Genomic DNA, 14227 nt, shown 5'->3' with positions numbered 1-14227 from the left:
TGACGGCCGCCCTCGTCCTTCGACAGCACGTACACCTCGGCCTCGAACTCGGTGTGCGGCTTGATCGAACCGGGCTTGCACAGCACCTGGCCGCGCTCGACCTCGTCGCGCTTGGTGCCGCGCAGCAGCAGGCCCGCGTTGTCGCCCGCCTGGCCCTGGTCGAGCAGCTTGCGGAACATCTCCACGCCCGTCACCGTCGTCTTCTGGGTCGCGCGGATACCGACGATCTCGATCTCCTCGCCCACCTTGATCACGCCACGCTCGATCCGCCCCGTCACCACCGTGCCGCGGCCCGAGATCGAGAACACATCCTCGACCGGCATCAGGAACGGCTTGTCGATGTCGCGCTCGGGCTGCGGGATCCAGGTGTCCAGCGCCTCCACCAGCTTGATGATCGCAGGCACGCCGATCTCCGACTGGTCGCCTTCCAGCGCCTTGAGCGCCGAACCGTGGATGATCGGGGTGTCGTCGCCCGGGAACTCGTACTTGCTCAGCAGCTCGCGGACTTCCATCTCCACCAGTTCCAGCAGCTCGGCGTCGTCCACCATGTCCGCCTTGTTCAGGAAGACCACGATGTACGGCACGCCCACCTGCCGCGCCAGCAGGATGTGCTCGCGCGTCTGCGGCATCGGGCCGTCCGCGGCCGAGCACACCAGGATCGCGCCGTCCATCTGCGCCGCACCCGTGATCATGTTCTTCACGTAGTCGGCGTGGCCCGGGCAATCCACGTGCGCGTAATGCCGGTTCGGGGACTCGTATTCCACGTGCGCGGTCGAGATCGTGATCCCGCGCGCCTTCTCCTCCGGCGCCGCGTCGATCGCGTCGTAGGCCTTGAACTCGCCACCGAAACGCTCGGCACCGATCTTCGTCAGCGCCGCCGTCAGCGTCGTCTTGCCGTGGTCCACGTGGCCGATCGTGCCCACGTTCACGTGGGGCTTGGTGCGCTCGAACTTACCCTTTGCCATGACTGTGACTCTCGCTGACGGTTGGTTTGACTGCTGGTGTAGACGTCCGGCCTGCAACGGCCGGGCTCTTGCGGGGCTGCCCCGCATGGATGGTGCTCACGAATGGAATCGAACCATCGACCTCCTCCTTACCAAGGAGGTGCTCTACCGACTGAGCTACGTGAGCGTGAATCTGTGGAACCTTGGCACGGGAACCGGGCAACAGCGCAATGGAGCGGGAGACGGGAATCGAACCCGCACCATCAGCTTGGAAGGCTGAGGTTCTACCGTTGAACTACTCCCGCGCCGCGTTGGAACCTGGTGCTGCGTGACGGGACTGGTGGAGGGAGGTGGATTCGAACCACCGAAGGCGTAAGCCAGCAGATTTACAGTCTGCCCCCGTTGGCCGCTTGGGTATCCCTCCGGTCGTCGCGCAAACCCGTGAAACAGCCCGTTATTTTGACCACGCGCCGGGTCGCTGTCAACGCGCCTGTCGCGCCGTCCGCCGGATACGCACGCGGGCCGGACGCCTCCCGCCCCGGCGCCTTGGCAGGCCTGGCGCGGGCAGCGCGCTGCTCAGACGTTGAAGCGGAAGTGCAGCACGTCGCCTTCCTGCACCCGGTAATCCTTGCCCTCCAGCCGCAGCCGGCCGGCCTCGCGGGCCCCTGCCTCGCCGCGGTAGCGGATGAAGTCGTCGTAGCCGATGGTCTCGGCGCGGATGAAGCCCTTCTCGAAATCGGTGTGGATGACCGCTGCCGCCTGTGGGGCGGTGGCGCCGGCCTTCACGGTCCAGGCCCGGACCTCCTTCACTCCGGCGGTGAAATAGGTCTGCAGGCCCAGCAGGCGGTAGGCGGCGCGGATCACGCGGTTCAGGCCCGGCTCCTCCAGCCCGTAGCTGGACAGCATCTCGTCGCGGTCGGCGTCCTCGAGCTGGCTCAGCTCCTCCTCGATCGCGGCCGACACCGGCACCACCTCGGCGCCCTCGCCGGCCGCACGGGCGCGCACCGCATCCAGGTGCGGATTGCCCTCGAAGCCGTCCTCGAGCACGTTGGCGATGTACAGCACCGGCTTCATGGTCAGCAGGAACAGTTCGCGCACCAGCGGGCGTTCCTCGTCCGCCAGCGCCACCGAGCGCGCGGGCCTGCCGTCGTCCAGCGCCGCCCGGAGCTTCTGCAGCACCTCGATCCGTGCCTTGGCGTCCTTGTCGCCGCTCTTGGCCACGCGTTCGTAACGGGCGATCGCCTTGTCGACCGAATCCAGGTCGGCCAGCGCCAGTTCGGTGTCGATGGTCTCGATGTCCGCGATCGGGTCGACCCGGTTGGCGACATGGATCACGTCGGGATCATCGAAGCAGCGCACCACGTGCGTGATCGCGTCGACCTCGCGGATGTGCGCCAGGAACTTGTTGCCCAGGCCCTCGCCGCTGGCCGCGCCGGCGACCAGGCCGGCGATGTCGACGAACTCGACCGCGGTCGGCACCACCTTCTCGGGCTTGACGATCTCCGCCAGCGCGCCCAGCCGCGGATCCGGCACCGGGACCACGCCGACGTTCGGCTCGATCGTGCAGAACGGAAAGTTGGCCGCGGCGATGCCCGCCTTGGTCAACGCGTTGAAAAGGGTCGACTTGCCGACGTTCGGCAGGCCGACGATGCCGCATTGGATGCCCATGAGAATCCGGGAGTGGGAATTCGGGATTCGGGATTCGAAAAAGCGCGTGCCTTCCCGAATCCCGAATCCCCAATCCCCTAATCCCTGCTCGTATGCAACCGCTTCATCGCCTCGTTGAAATCGCCGCGGACCGCGAGCGGCAGGACATCGAGCGCGTCGTCGACGGCGCGATCGATCAGGATGTCGTCGTCGGCGCCGGGCCGTCCCAGTACCCACGAGGTGACGCGGTCCTTGTGCCCCGGATGTCCGATCCCGATGCGCAGGCGGTGGAACCGGCCGTGGCCGAGCAGCTTCATCGTGTCGCGCAATCCGTTCTGGCCGCCGTGTCCGCCGTCGAACTTCAACCGGGCGGCGCCGGGCGGCAGGTCGAGCTCGTCGTGAGCCAGCAGCGCCTGCTCCGGCTCGATCTTCCAGTAGCGCAGCGCAGCGGCCACCGACTTGCCGCTGAGATTCATGAAGGTCGCGGGTTTCAGCAGCCACAGCGGGTGACCGGCGAAGTCGATCTTCGCGGTCTCGCCGAACAGCTTGCCCTCGATGCCGAAGCGGCCGCCGGCCTTGCCGGCGAGCGCGTCGACGAAGCGGAACCCGGCATTGTGCCGGGTCCGCGCGTATTCCCGCCCCGGATTGCCGAGGCCGACGATGAGACGCAGTCCTTCCATCAGGGGGTCGTCCGGACCGCGCGACAATGGGCCCCCGTTGGACGCACCGGATCCCGGTCGCGTCCATCAGGAGACCCCTCGCCTGCGGCTCGGGGTGATCTTCGCCTAGGCGAAGATCACTTCTCGTCGTCCTTGGCCACCTTGCTGGCCGGCACGTCAGCGCCAGCCTCGTCGCCCTCGGCGGTTTCCTCGGCAGCTTCGACCCGGGCGTGCCGCGCCACGACCACCGCCACATCGTGCTCCTTGCCCAGCTTGAGCTCGGGAATCTCGACGCCTTCCGGCAGCTTGAGGTCGGACAGGTGCACGGTGGCGCCGAGCTCGAGGGCCGACAGGTCGACCTCGATGAACTCCGGCAGGTCCTTGGGCAGGCACTCCACCACGACTTCGTTGAGCTCGTGGAGCACCACGACCTCGACGGACTTGCCGGCCGGCGAAGTGTCCTCGCCGAGGAAGTGCAGAGGCACCGCGGTGCGCAGCGTCTCCTTTTCGTTCACGCGCTGGAAGTCCAGGTGCATGATCAGCTGCTTGTACGGATGGCGCTGGATGTCGCGCAGCAGCACCTTCTGGATGTCCCCGCCCAGGCTGAGGTCGAGGATCGAGGAATAGAACCACTCGTTCTGGCTGGCCACCCACAACGGCTCGTGGTCGAGCTGGATGTTGACGGGCTTGAGGTCGCCACCGTAGACGATGGCGGGAGTCTTGCCGGCGCGACGAAGGCGGCGGCTCGCACCCTTCCCTTCGTCTTCGCGGCGTTCGACCCTGATTTCGTGCGTCGTTGCCATGTTGTTTCTCTCTAGTGTTGTTGCAATGATCCGCCTCGCGGCGGTTTGGCGACTCTTCCGCGACCAGAAGAGCCGGTGGAACCTGGTGATTCGTGATTCGTGATTCGTAATTGGTGATTGGTGATTGGTAAAAGCAGCTGCTCTTTCGAATCACCAATCACGAATTACCAATTACCAGTCACCAATCACCGCTCTCAATCCAGATACAGCGAACTCACCGACTCCCCGAAGGCGACCCGGCGGATCGTCTCGGCCAGCATCTCGGCGACGCTGAGCTGGCGGATGCGACCGCAGCCGCGGGCAGCCTCCGACAGCGGGATGGTGTCGGTCACCACCAGTTCGTCCAGCTGGGAACGGGTGATGTTGTCGATCGCCGCACCCGACAGCACCGGATGGGTGCAGTAGGCGACGACCTTGTTGGCACCGCTGGCCTTGAGGGCCCCCGCCGCCGCGCACAGCGTGCCCGCGGTGTCGACGATGTCGTCGACCAGCACGCAGGTCTTGCCCTCGACGTCGCCGATGATGTTCATCACCGTGGCGACGTTGGCCTTCGGCCGGCGCTTGTCGATGATCGCGAGGTCCGCGTCGTCGAGGCGCTTGGCGATGGCCCGGGCCCGCACCACGCCGCCGACGTCGGGCGAAACCACGATCAGGTTGTCGGTGCCGTGCGCGCGCCAGATGTCGGCCAGCAGCAGCGGCGAGGCGTACACGTTGTCCACCGGGATGTCGAAGAAGCCCTGGATCTGGTCGGCGTGGAGATCGACCGTCAGCAGTCCGTCGGCGCCGGCCGCGGTGAACATCCGCGCCGCCAGCTTGGCGGTGATCGGCACGCGCGAGGAGCGCATCCGCCGGTCCTGCCGCGCGTAGCCGAAGTACGGCACTACCGCGGTCACCGAGGTCGCCGATGCGCGCTTGAGCGCGTCGATCAGCGCCAGCAGCTCCATCAGGTGCTCGGCCGAGGGCGCATTGGTCGGCTGGATGACGAACACGTCCTGCCGGCGCACGTTCTCCTCGATCTCGACCTGCACCTCGCCGTCTGAAAACGTCGAGACCAGCGCCTTGCCGGGGCGGACCCCGAGCTCGCGACAGACCGCCTTGGCCAGCGGCCTGTTCGCGTTGCCCGAGAAGATCAACAGGTTCCGATCTTCCTTCATTTCCTTGCTACTCCGCTTCGCTCTGACCGCGCGGGTGGGGGAACGTCATTGGCGATTGGTGATTCGTGATTGGAAAGAACAGCAGGGCCGGGACTTCCCGTCCTGACGAATCACCAATCACGAATCACCGATCACGGCTCTTCTGGCAGGGGCGGCAGGATTCGAACCTGCGCATGCCGGGATCAAAACCCGGTGCCTTAACCGCTTGGCGACGCCCCTGTTGCTGGGACGTGACTCGTGACTGGTGATTCGCGACTGGGAAAAGCAACCGCACGCGCCTTCTGTTCTTCCCAATCACCAATCACCAATCACCAATCACGGCTTGTTCGAGCGCATCCAGCAACGGCGAGCGCGCCGCGCCCGCCACCACCCAGGCCCTGAGGCCCGGCGGCAGCGCGGCCAGCGCGGCCTCGGCGGATTCGCGCGTGGCGAACTCGACGAAACAGCCACTACCCGACCCGGTCAATCGCGGCGTGCCGATCCGCGCCAGCGCGACGAACGCCGCCTCGACGGCGGGTTCGCGGCGGCGCAGCACCGGCTCGAACGCATTGCCGAGCCCAGTTCCCGAAACGAAGTCGGATATTGTCGCGGGTGCGGCATTCCTCGTCAATTCAGGGCTTTGGAACAGGGCCGCGGTCGCGACATGGACGCCCGGATCCACGAGCACGTACCAGGCCGGCGGAAGCTCGACCGGCGTGAGCCGTTCGCCCACCCCCTCGGCCCAGGCGTTCGCGCCATGCACGAAGACAGGCACATCGGCGCCCAGCTGCAGGCCCAGCGCGGCGAGCCGGTCCACGCCCATCTCCAGTCCCCAGAGCAGGTCCAGGGCGCGCAGGACGGTCGCAGCGTCGGAAGAGCCGCCACCGAAGCCGGCGCCTGCCGGAATACGCTTTTCGACGGAGATCTCCGCACCTTTCCCGCAGTTCGATTCCGTTTGCAGCAATTTTGCCGCCCGCACGACGAGATCGTCCGCCTCCGCGACGCCGGCCAGTGAGCTGCCCTGGCGGCGGATGGCCGGCTCATCGCGTGTCCGGATGCGTAGGGTGTCGCCCCAGTCCAGCATCCGGAACACGGTCTGCAGCTCGTGGTAGCCGTCTGCGCGCCGGCGCGGGATGCGCAGGAACAGGTTCAGCTTGGCCGGGGCCGGCCAGGACGACCAGCCGTCCGGATCGGGAACGGCCGCCACGGCTCAGTCCGCGGCCGCCGCGCCGCCCTCGCCACCCTCGCCTGGATGCGCGGCACGCCAGGCCGCGAGCGCGGCGTCGTAGGCCTGCGCATAGGCCTCGGCCTGGCGTTTGAGTTGCAGGTGGCGCTCGCCGAGCACCACGTCGCCGGTGCCGTCGATGATCCGCATGTCGATCCCGTGCGCGGCCGCGTCCCCGCGCCCGTGGCCGTAGCCGGGGGCCAGGCAGGCGAAGCCGCAGACGCCGACCGGGCGCAGGTCGCCGGCCTCGACCCATGCCACCATGTCGGCCGCGGGATCGTCGAGCCGCAGCGCCTGCAGGCCAAGCTCGAGCTGCACGTCCGGTGCCGCCGCATCGTCGGTCGGCGAGGAACCGGCCTGCCGCGGCACCACGGTCCAGCCATCGACCACCAGCTTCACCCGCGCCTCGTCCCGGCTCGCCTCGATCCGCTTCGGCAGCGCAGGCTGGCCGGCTCCGGCCTCGTACCAGTCGCGGTACTCGATCCGCCAACCACCCTGTTCCAGGCGGATGGGAAGGTCACCCGCTCCATGTTCCAGCCGCGCCGGGCCATGGGCCCCGGCCGGCGCGGGGACGCCGCGGACCCAGTCGACCATCGCACGCACCGGGATGTCCCAGCCGGTCGCCTCGAACAGCAGCGCTTCCACCTCCCTGCCCTCGCGGGGGCCGCCCTCGATGCCCTCCAGCCGTGCCGCGCCGGCATCGCCGCTCAGCCGCCAGCCCTGTCGGGTCACCGGTGCGGCCAGCGCGATGTCGTAGTGCCCGCCGCGCTGGGTCCAGTCGAGCCGCCCACTGCCGCCTTGGCGCCCACTGGAGATCGCGACCCGCCCTTCCAGCGCCCAGTCCCCGATCGCGGCACGCTGCGCGTCCGCACGCGCCGCCTGCTCGCGATCGACCGGCACCGGCGCCCGGGTCGGCTGCGAGGCGCAGGCAGCGAGCAATGCCGCGGCCACCGCCGCCAGCGCATGGAGGCGCAGCCGGCTCATGCGCCGGTCTTCTCGAGCGCCCGCTGCAGCGAGCGGTTCTCGGGGTCGAGCCGGCGCGCGTCGTCGAAGTACCTGCGCGCCTCGTCCCTGCGGTCCATCACCCACAGCACCTCGGCGATGTGCGCGGCGATCTCGGCGTCCTTCTGCAGGGTGTAGGCGCGGCGCAGTTCCACCAGCGCCTCGTCGAGGCGGCCTAGGCGGTACAGCACCCAGCCGTAGCTGTCGATGATCGCGGCATTGCCCGGCTCGGCGACGCGTGCGCGGTCGATCAGTTCCAGCGCTTCCCGGTAGCGTTCGGTGCGATCGGCCAGGGTGTAGCCCAGCGCGTTGAGCGCGGCGACGTTCTCGGGGTCGGCGACCAGGATCGTGCGCAGGTCGGCCTCGGCGCGCGGGATGTCGTCGCGGCGTTCCCACATGAGCGCACGCGCATACAGCAGCGAGGGTTCGTCCGGCCAGTCGGCCAGGCCGCGCGTATAGGCGTCGTTCTCGGCGTCGAAGTCCTCGTCCCTGGCGCGCAGTTCACCCTCGACCAGGTAGGCGGCGCGACGCGCGTCCTCGTTGATCGCGCCATCCGCCTGCAACTGCCGCAGCGCTTCGAAGGCCTCCTCGCGGCGTCCCAGATCGTGCAGGGCGTTGGTCGCCTGCAGTCGCGCCTGCAGCCGCGCCTCGCCGCCGGGAACGCTCTCGTACCACTCCAGCGCCTCGGCGTGGCGATCGAGGAACCCGGCGACCTGCCCCAGCAGCAGTCGCAGCGAGGGATCGGGATCGCCGGCGTCGCGGCGCAGTTCGTCATACAGACGCGTCAGCGCGTCCTCGTCTTCGGCCTTGGCCAGCAGCGACGCACGCAGGGCCTGGATGCGGCGGTCCTGGGGGCCCCTGGCCAGCAGCTGTTCCGCAACCGCGGGATCGCCCAGGGCGTCGTATTCGGCGGCCATGGCCAGGCGCAGTTCGGGCACGATCAGGGCCGCGTCGCCTGCATCCTGCAACGCGGCGCGCGCTCCGGCGAGGTCTCCGGTCTCCCGCAGCCGGGAGGCACGCAGCAGGGCCACGCGCGGCTCGCCGGGGTAGCGCTCCACGATGTGCGCGATCACCTGGCGCGCGAGGTCGTCCTGGTCGAGCCGCTGCGCCAGGTCGCCGAACGCGAGCCACACCGGCAGCGCGTCGGGCACCGCGCCGGCCTCGAACAGACGGCGCATCATCTTCGCCGAGGTCTCCGGCTCGCGCGGACCGGTGGCGATCACCGACAGCGCGTGCCGCCAGCCGGCGGGATCCGGATCCAGCATCAGCGCCCGCAACTGGCGGGCCGCCAGCCGCTCCTTCCCCGCGCGCAATGCCAGCGTGGCCTCGGCCGCGCGCATCGACATCGAGGCCGGTGCGCGCTGGCGCCAGAGTGCGAGGGCGGCCGCGGCGGCGCGGTCGTCCTGGCCCAGCAGGGCGATGCGGGTCGCGCGTTCGGCCAGGCCGGCATCGCCGTCGCCGGCGGCGCGCGCGGCGTCGAGGTACCAGCCGGCGGCTTCGTCAAGGCGCCCGGCCTGCAGGGCATACTCGCCCGCCAGGGTCGCGCCGAGCACGTCGTCGCGCAGCGCATCCCGAGCGGAATCGGGAGCCGCGATCGACAGGACCGGCAGCGCCAGCAACAGGGCCGACAGGGCGATCCGGCATGCGGAGTTCGGAAAAACGGGCATCGACGTCGGCCGGGCCTTAAAATGGTGGCTTCTCGACCCGAAAGCTTATCGCAAGCGCCTGAACGGCAAACGCCGGCGGGCCCGCCAGCCAAGCGCATGACCCTCTACGCCCTCGGCATCAACCACCAGACCGCGCCGGTCGCCTTGCGCGAGCGCGTGGCGTTCGCAGACGCCGCCGTGCCGGCGGCGCTGGCGCAACTGCGCGAGCTGCCGGGCGTGCGCGAGGTGGCGCTGCTGTCGACCTGCAACCGCACCGAACTGTATGCGCTGGCCGACGGCGACGGGCGACGGCTCGCCGACTGGCTGGCCACCCATCCCGGACAGGGCGACCTCCACGCCTACCTCTACCGCCACGCCGGCGACGACGCCGTGCGGCACCTGTTCCGGGTCGCCTGCGGGCTGGACTCGCTGGTGCTCGGCGAACCGCAGATCCTGGGCCAGGTGAAGCAGGCGTGGGCGATGGCGCGCGGCGCCGGCACCCTCGGCGGCGAACTCGACCGGTTGTTCCAGCATGCGTTCGTCACCGCCAAGCGCGCGCGCACCGAGACCCGGATCGGCACCAGTCCGGTGTCCGTGGCATCGCTGGCGGTACGCCTGGCGCAGCAGTCGTTCGCGCGGCCGGCCGACTCGGTGGTGCTGCTGGTCGGGGCCGGCGAAACCATCGAACTGACCGCCCGCCACCTGGCGCAGGCGAAGGTGAAGCGGCTGCTGGTCGCCAACCGCACCTACCAGCATGCGCAGGAACTGGCGGCGCGCCACGGCGCGGTGGCGCTGCCGCTGGACGAGCTGGAGCGGCACCTGTTCCTCGCCGACATCGTGTTCTCCGCCACCGCCAGCCAGTCGCCGATCCTGACCCGGCCGCAGATCTCGCAGGCGCTGTCGCTGCGCAAGCGGCGGCCGATGCTGCTGATGGACCTGGCGGTGCCGCGCGACATTGCCGCCGACGTCGCCGAACTGGACGACGCCTTCGTCTACACCGTCGACGACCTCGACCGGGTGGTCGAGCACAACCGCCGCAGCCGCAGCGACGCGGCGCAGGATGCCGAGGCGATCATCGACCTGCAGGTGTCGCGCTACGTCGAGGCGCTGGCGTTCGGCGCCCGCAACGAACCGCTCAAGCGCCTGCGCGCGCACGGCGATGCCACCCGCGCCGAACTGGTGGCGCGCGCGAAGCAGCAGATCGCGACCGGGCAGGATCCGGCGGCGGTGCTCGAACAGCTCGCCCACACCCTCACCAACCGCCTGCTGCACGCCCCCACCGCGGCGATGCGCGAGGCGGTGGCCAGCGGCAACCTCGACTTCCTGCGTTCGTTCGACGACCTGCTGCCCCCTGCCCCACGCGACGCCGATGCTGCCGACCCTGCGCCGTAAGCTGGAAGCGCTGGCCGAACGCCGCGACGAACTCGAACGCCTGCTCGCCGATCCCGGCATCGCCGGCGACCAGTCGCGCTTCCGCGCCCTGTCGCGCGAATTCTCGCGGCTCGCGCCGCTGGCCACCGCGCTCGCCGACGAACGCCGCGCGCGCGAGGACCTGGCCGCCGCCGAGGCGATGCGCTCCGATCCCGAGCTGCGCGAACTCGCGGCCGAGGAAATCGAGGCCGCCAACGCGCGCCTGTCCGCGCTCGACGACACCCTGATGGCGCTGCTGGTGCCGCGCGACGCCCGCGACGACGGCGGCCTCTACCTCGAGATCCGCGCCGGCACCGGCGGCGACGAGGCCGCGATCTTCGCCGGCGACCTGCTGCGCATGTATTCGCGCTACGCCGAGCGCCAGGGCTGGCGGGTGGAGGTCGAATCGGCCAGCCCGGGCGAGCACGGCGGCTTCCGCGAGGTCATCGCCCGTGTCGACGGCGAAGGCGCCTACGCCCGGCTCAAGTTCGAATCCGGCACCCACCGCGTGCAACGCGTGCCCGAGACCGAATCGCAGGGACGCATCCACACCTCGGCCGCCACCGTGGCCATCATCCCGGTGGAAGAGGACGGCGAGCCGGTCGAGATCAATCCCGCCGACCTGCGGGTCGACACCTTCCGCTCCTCCGGCGCCGGCGGCCAGCACGTCAACAAGACGGACTCGGCCATCCGCATCACCCACCTGCCCAGCGGCATCGTGGTCGAGTCGCAGACCGAGCGCTCGCAGCACGCCAACCGCGACAAGGCGATGAAGCGCCTGCGCGCCACGCTGGCCGAAGCCGAGGCCGAGCGCCGCGCCGCCGCCACAGCCGCCAGCCGCAAGCTGCAGGTCGGCAGCGGCGACCGCAGCCAGCGCATCCGCACCTACAACTACCCGCAGGGCCGGATCACCGACCACCGCGTCGAGGGCCTGACCCTGTACGACCTGCCGAACGTGCTCGAGGGCGCCCTCGACGCGCTGGTCGAGCGCCTGTCGCGCGAGCACCAGGCCGACGCGCTGGCGCGGCTGACGGAAGAAGACTGAGCATGGACACGACGATCGCCCGCGCGGTGCCTGCCGACCTCGAGGCGCTGGCCGTCCTGTTCGACGCCTACCGGCAGTTCTACGGCCAGCCGCCGGATCCGGCCCGCGCGCGCGACTGGTTGCGCGCCCGCCTGCGCTTCGGCGAGTCGGTCGTCTTCGTCGCGCGGCATGGCGACGCGGCGGTCGGCTTCGCCCAGCTCTACCCGATGTACTCCTCGGTGCGCACCGCGCGGACATGGATCCTCAACGACCTGTTCGTGGCGCAGTCCGCGCGCCGGCTCGGCATCGCGACGGCGTTGCTCGAAGCATCGGAGGCGTTCGCGCGCGCCGATGGCGCCGCCGCGATCTCGCTCGAAACGCATCGCGACAACGGCCCCGCCCGTGCGGCCTATCGCGCCGCGGGCTGGCAGGAAGACGACACGCAGTGGTATTCGCGGTCGCTCGACTGATCGTTGCCAGGCACCCGGGCGGACCGCCTTTTCGCAGCTGCCGCTCTCATCGACCAGTGGAATGCCTGCGATTCGCACGGCCGGGGCATCCGCCCGCAGCGCCGCTGAAGCCTGCCGCCCGCGCGGCGGATGCCTCGCGGCACCGGCCGCGCCCCGTCCGTCCCCAGACCACCGCCGCCGGACTGCGGTAGGCTGCCGGCATGACCGCTTCCGACATCCATACCCCACTGCGCCTGTGCGTGCTGACCGTGTCCGACTCGCGCACGCCGGCCGAGGATGCATCCGGCGATTACCTCGCTGCCGCGCTCGCGGAGCAGGGCCACCACCTGCACGAGCGCGCATTGCTGCCCGACGACCGCTACGCCATGCGCGCCCTGGTGTCGAAATGGATCGCCGATCCGGCCGTGGACGGCGTGCTGGTCACCGGCGGCACCGGGTTCACCGGCCGCGATTCCACCCCCGAGGCGCTGCTGCCCCTGCTGGACAAGCAGATGCCCGGTTTCGGCGAACTGTTCCGCGCGGTCTCGTTCGAGGAGATCGGCACGTCCGCGCTGCAGTCGCGCGCATTCGCCGGCCTCGCCAACGGCACCTTCCTGTTCGCCCTGCCCGGCTCGACCTCGGCCTGCCGCACCGCCTGGGAGAAGATCATCCGCGCCCAGCTCGACGCGCGTACGCGCCCCTGCAACCTGGCCACGCTGCGCCCGCGGCTCGGGGAGACGGCGTGAGCATCGACCAGACCCTGCGCCTGCTGGCGAAGGCGCGCGGCCTGAGCGTCGCCGACCTCGCCACCGCCATCCCGCGCGCCGGCGTGGCCACGGTCTCGGCCTGGATGCGCGGCGAACGGCAGCCGGGCAAGGACCAGCTCGACGCACTCGCGAAGGCCTTCGGGGTGCCTGCCGGCGCCCTGCTCGCGGAACTGGCCAGCACCTTCGACCCGGCCCGCACCCGTGGCGAGCACGACCTGCTCGTCGCCTACCGCGCACTCGACACCCGCCGCCAGGGCGCCCTGCTCGAAGTGGCGCGGAGCATGGCCGGCATGCGCAAGGGCAAGGCGAAATGAAGCCGCTCAAGCGCAAGGAGTACGAAGCCGCGCTCGAACCGATGCAGGTCGAACTGGTGGCCCTGTCGCGCTGGCTGCAGCACACCGGCCAGCGCCTGCTGGTGTTGTTCGAGGGTCGCGACACCGCCGGCAAGGGCGGCTCGATCGGCGCCATCGCCGACCAGCTCAACCCGCGCCAGTGCCATACGGTGGCCCTGCCCAAGCCGACCGAGCGCGAGAGCACGCAGTGGTACTTCCAGCGCTACGTGCCGCACCTGCCTGCCGCCGGCGAGATCGCGCTGTTCGACCGCAGCTGGTACAACCGCGCCGGCGTGGAGAAGGTGATGGGCTTCGCCACGGATGCCCAGGTCAAGGCGTTCCTCAGGCAGGCACCGGTCTTCGAGAAGCAACTGGTGGAGGACGGCATCCTGCTGTTCAAGTACTGGCTGTGCTGCGACCAGGAACAGCAGGAGGAACGCTTCCAGGAACGCCTGTGCGACCCGCTCAAGCGCTGGAAGCTTTCGCCGGTCGACGTCGAGGCGCGCCGGCGCTACGACGACTACACCCGCGCGCGCGAGGCGATGCTCAAGGCCACGCACACGGCATACGCGCCGTGGACGCTGGTGGATTTCAACGACCAGAAGCGCGGGCGCCTGACCCTGATCCGCGACCTGCTCGACCGCCTGCCCGATACCCGCGTGCCGCCGCCCGACATCGACCTGCCGCCGCTCGAAGGCAAGCCCCTGCGCGAACGCTACGGCATGCTGCGACCGCTGAAGCCGTTCCGGGCCTGAGGACCGGTGCGGGCGCTGCTGCTGGCCCTGCTCTGCTGCGCCTGTGCCGAATCGGCCGCACAGGAAGACGCCGGCGCCGCGACGCCGGTGCCGACACCCGGATCGGACCCCGTCACCGAGATGGATACCGTGCGCGTCGTCGGCGAGCGCCCACCGGTCGATCCTTTCGCCTTCCGCAACCCGGTGGACGTGGACGGCACGGTGTTCTCGCGACACTGGGACGAGCCGCCGAGCATGGAGGAAATCGGCATGCGCGGCGGCATCGTGCAGATCGCCATCAACAAGGGACTGGAGGCGACCGCCGCCGGCATCCGCAAGCTGCCGGGCTGGCGCAACCAGGTGCGTGCGGCGGTCGCGCGCCCACCGCCGCTCGACGAAGTCCAGGCCGCGCGTGCAGCGCGACTGCGTACTGCCGGCACGCCGTAACCGGG

At 70.1% G+C, this 14227-nt stretch carries 14 protein-coding genes, 4 tRNA genes and 1 pseudogene; 7 read left to right on the top strand and 12 right to left on the bottom strand.

Annotation, left to right across the window (positions count from 1 at the left end; translation table 11 throughout):
* The 12 genes and pseudogenes from tuf to FZO89_RS18205 form a co-directional block, all read right to left on the bottom strand.
* Window positions 1-965 (bottom strand): elongation factor Tu (gene tuf, locus FZO89_RS18260; protein WP_149104885.1); only part of this gene is annotated, 965 nt, incomplete at its 3' end.
* A 90-nt stretch (window positions 966-1055) separates the two neighbouring features.
* Window positions 1056-1131, bottom strand: a tRNA-Thr gene (locus tag FZO89_RS18255).
* Window positions 1132-1175: 44 nt separating this feature from the next.
* Window positions 1176-1249 (bottom strand) — tRNA-Gly (locus FZO89_RS18250).
* 33 nt (window positions 1250-1282) lie between these two features.
* Window positions 1283-1368 (bottom strand) — tRNA-Tyr (locus FZO89_RS18245).
* 152 nt (window positions 1369-1520) lie between these two features.
* A complete protein-coding gene (gene ychF, locus FZO89_RS18240) occupies window positions 1521-2612 on the bottom strand; it encodes a redox-regulated ATPase YchF (RefSeq protein WP_149104884.1) in 1092 nt (363 codons plus the stop codon).
* 77 nt (window positions 2613-2689) lie between these two features.
* A complete protein-coding gene (gene pth, locus FZO89_RS18235) occupies window positions 2690-3271 on the bottom strand; it encodes an aminoacyl-tRNA hydrolase (protein ID WP_149104883.1) in 582 nt (193 codons plus the stop codon).
* Between the two features lie 116 nt (window positions 3272-3387).
* Window positions 3388-4053 carry a 50S ribosomal protein L25/general stress protein Ctc gene (locus FZO89_RS18230; protein WP_149104882.1) on the bottom strand — a complete coding sequence of 222 codons (666 nt, stop codon included), beginning with the start codon at window positions 4051-4053 and terminating at the stop codon, window positions 3388-3390.
* Between the two features lie 194 nt (window positions 4054-4247).
* Entirely contained in the window at window positions 4248-5207 is a 960-nt protein-coding gene (locus tag FZO89_RS18225) for a ribose-phosphate diphosphokinase (RefSeq protein WP_149104881.1), read from the bottom strand.
* Window positions 5208-5350: 143 nt separating this feature from the next.
* A tRNA-Gln gene (locus FZO89_RS18220) sits at window positions 5351-5426 on the bottom strand.
* Between the two features lie 82 nt (window positions 5427-5508).
* The gene (gene ispE / locus FZO89_RS18215; protein ID WP_149104880.1) at window positions 5509-6393 is read right to left on the bottom strand and encodes a 4-(cytidine 5'-diphospho)-2-C-methyl-D-erythritol kinase; all 885 of its coding nucleotides are present in this window, start codon (window positions 6391-6393) and stop codon (window positions 5509-5511) included.
* Between the two features lie 381 nt (window positions 6394-6774).
* Window positions 6775-7395 (bottom strand): annotated as a pseudogene (lolB, locus tag FZO89_RS18960) (lipoprotein insertase outer membrane protein LolB); the annotation flags it as partial.
* A complete protein-coding gene (locus FZO89_RS18205; protein ID WP_149104879.1) occupies window positions 7392-9080 on the bottom strand; it encodes a tetratricopeptide repeat protein in 1689 nt (562 codons plus the stop codon). The gene FZO89_RS18205 and the pseudogene lolB, both read right to left, overlap by 4 nt.
* Before the next feature lie 96 nt (window positions 9081-9176).
* On the opposite strand from FZO89_RS18205, the gene hemA reads away from it, so the two are divergent.
* The 7 genes from hemA to FZO89_RS18170 all read left to right on the top strand — a co-directional run bounded on the left by hemA (window position 9177) and on the right by FZO89_RS18170 (window position 14222).
* Window positions 9177-10451, top strand: coding sequence for a glutamyl-tRNA reductase (hemA, locus tag FZO89_RS18200; RefSeq protein ID WP_149104878.1), 1275 nt, complete (start codon window positions 9177-9179; stop codon window positions 10449-10451).
* Window positions 10429-11514 (top strand): peptide chain release factor 1, encoded by a 1086-nt coding sequence (gene prfA / locus FZO89_RS18195; protein WP_149104877.1) that lies wholly within the window; start codon window positions 10429-10431, stop codon window positions 11512-11514. The genes hemA and prfA overlap by 23 nt, the downstream gene beginning before the upstream one ends.
* Window positions 11515-11516: 2 nt before the next feature.
* Window positions 11517-11963 carry a GNAT family N-acetyltransferase gene (locus FZO89_RS18190; protein WP_149104876.1) on the top strand — a complete coding sequence of 149 codons (447 nt, stop codon included), beginning with the start codon at window positions 11517-11519 and terminating at the stop codon, window positions 11961-11963.
* Window positions 11964-12163: 200 nt separating this feature from the next.
* A complete protein-coding gene (gene moaB / locus FZO89_RS18185; RefSeq protein ID WP_149104875.1) occupies window positions 12164-12688 on the top strand; it encodes a molybdenum cofactor biosynthesis protein B in 525 nt (174 codons plus the stop codon).
* Window positions 12685-13023 carry a helix-turn-helix domain-containing protein gene (locus FZO89_RS18180; protein ID WP_149104874.1) on the top strand — a complete coding sequence of 113 codons (339 nt, stop codon included), beginning with the start codon at window positions 12685-12687 and terminating at the stop codon, window positions 13021-13023. The genes moaB and FZO89_RS18180 overlap by 4 nt, the downstream gene beginning before the upstream one ends.
* The gene (gene ppk2 / locus FZO89_RS18175) at window positions 13020-13796 is read left to right on the top strand and encodes a polyphosphate kinase 2 (RefSeq protein ID WP_149104873.1); all 777 of its coding nucleotides are present in this window, start codon (window positions 13020-13022) and stop codon (window positions 13794-13796) included. Before FZO89_RS18180 ends, ppk2 begins: the two co-directional genes overlap by 4 nt.
* A 6-nt stretch (window positions 13797-13802) precedes the next feature.
* Entirely contained in the window at window positions 13803-14222 is a 420-nt protein-coding gene (locus tag FZO89_RS18170) for a hypothetical protein (protein ID WP_149104872.1), read from the top strand.
* Window positions 14223-14227: the final 5 nt, after the last annotated feature.

The sequence above is a fragment of the Luteimonas viscosa genome (assembly GCF_008244685.1).
GTDB classification, from domain to species: Bacteria; Pseudomonadota; Gammaproteobacteria; order Xanthomonadales; family Xanthomonadaceae; genus Luteimonas; species Luteimonas viscosa.
Note: the sequence above shows the minus strand (reverse complement) of the source record. Positions and strands in the feature narration are given on the sequence as shown.

Coding starts and splice junctions, on each gene's coding strand:
- ychF (WP_149104884.1), bottom strand. CDS start 2,612: ATGGGCATCCAATGCGGCATCGTCGGCCTGCCGAACGTCGGCAAGTCG.
- pth (WP_149104883.1), bottom strand. CDS start 3,271: ATGGAAGGACTGCGTCTCATCGTCGGCCTCGGCAATCCGGGGCGGGAA.
- FZO89_RS18230 (WP_149104882.1), bottom strand. CDS start 4,053: ATGGCAACGACGCACGAAATCAGGGTCGAACGCCGCGAAGACGAAGGG.
- FZO89_RS18225 (WP_149104881.1), bottom strand. CDS start 5,207: ATGAAGGAAGATCGGAACCTGTTGATCTTCTCGGGCAACGCGAACAGG.
- FZO89_RS18205 (WP_149104879.1), bottom strand. CDS start 9,080: ATGCCCGTTTTTCCGAACTCCGCATGCCGGATCGCCCTGTCGGCCCTG.
- hemA (WP_149104878.1), top strand. CDS start 9,177: ATGACCCTCTACGCCCTCGGCATCAACCACCAGACCGCGCCGGTCGCC.
- prfA (WP_149104877.1), top strand. CDS start 10,429: ATGCTGCCGACCCTGCGCCGTAAGCTGGAAGCGCTGGCCGAACGCCGC.
- FZO89_RS18190 (WP_149104876.1), top strand. CDS start 11,517: ATGGACACGACGATCGCCCGCGCGGTGCCTGCCGACCTCGAGGCGCTG.
- moaB (WP_149104875.1), top strand. CDS start 12,164: ATGACCGCTTCCGACATCCATACCCCACTGCGCCTGTGCGTGCTGACC.
- ppk2 (WP_149104873.1), top strand. CDS start 13,020: ATGAAGCCGCTCAAGCGCAAGGAGTACGAAGCCGCGCTCGAACCGATG.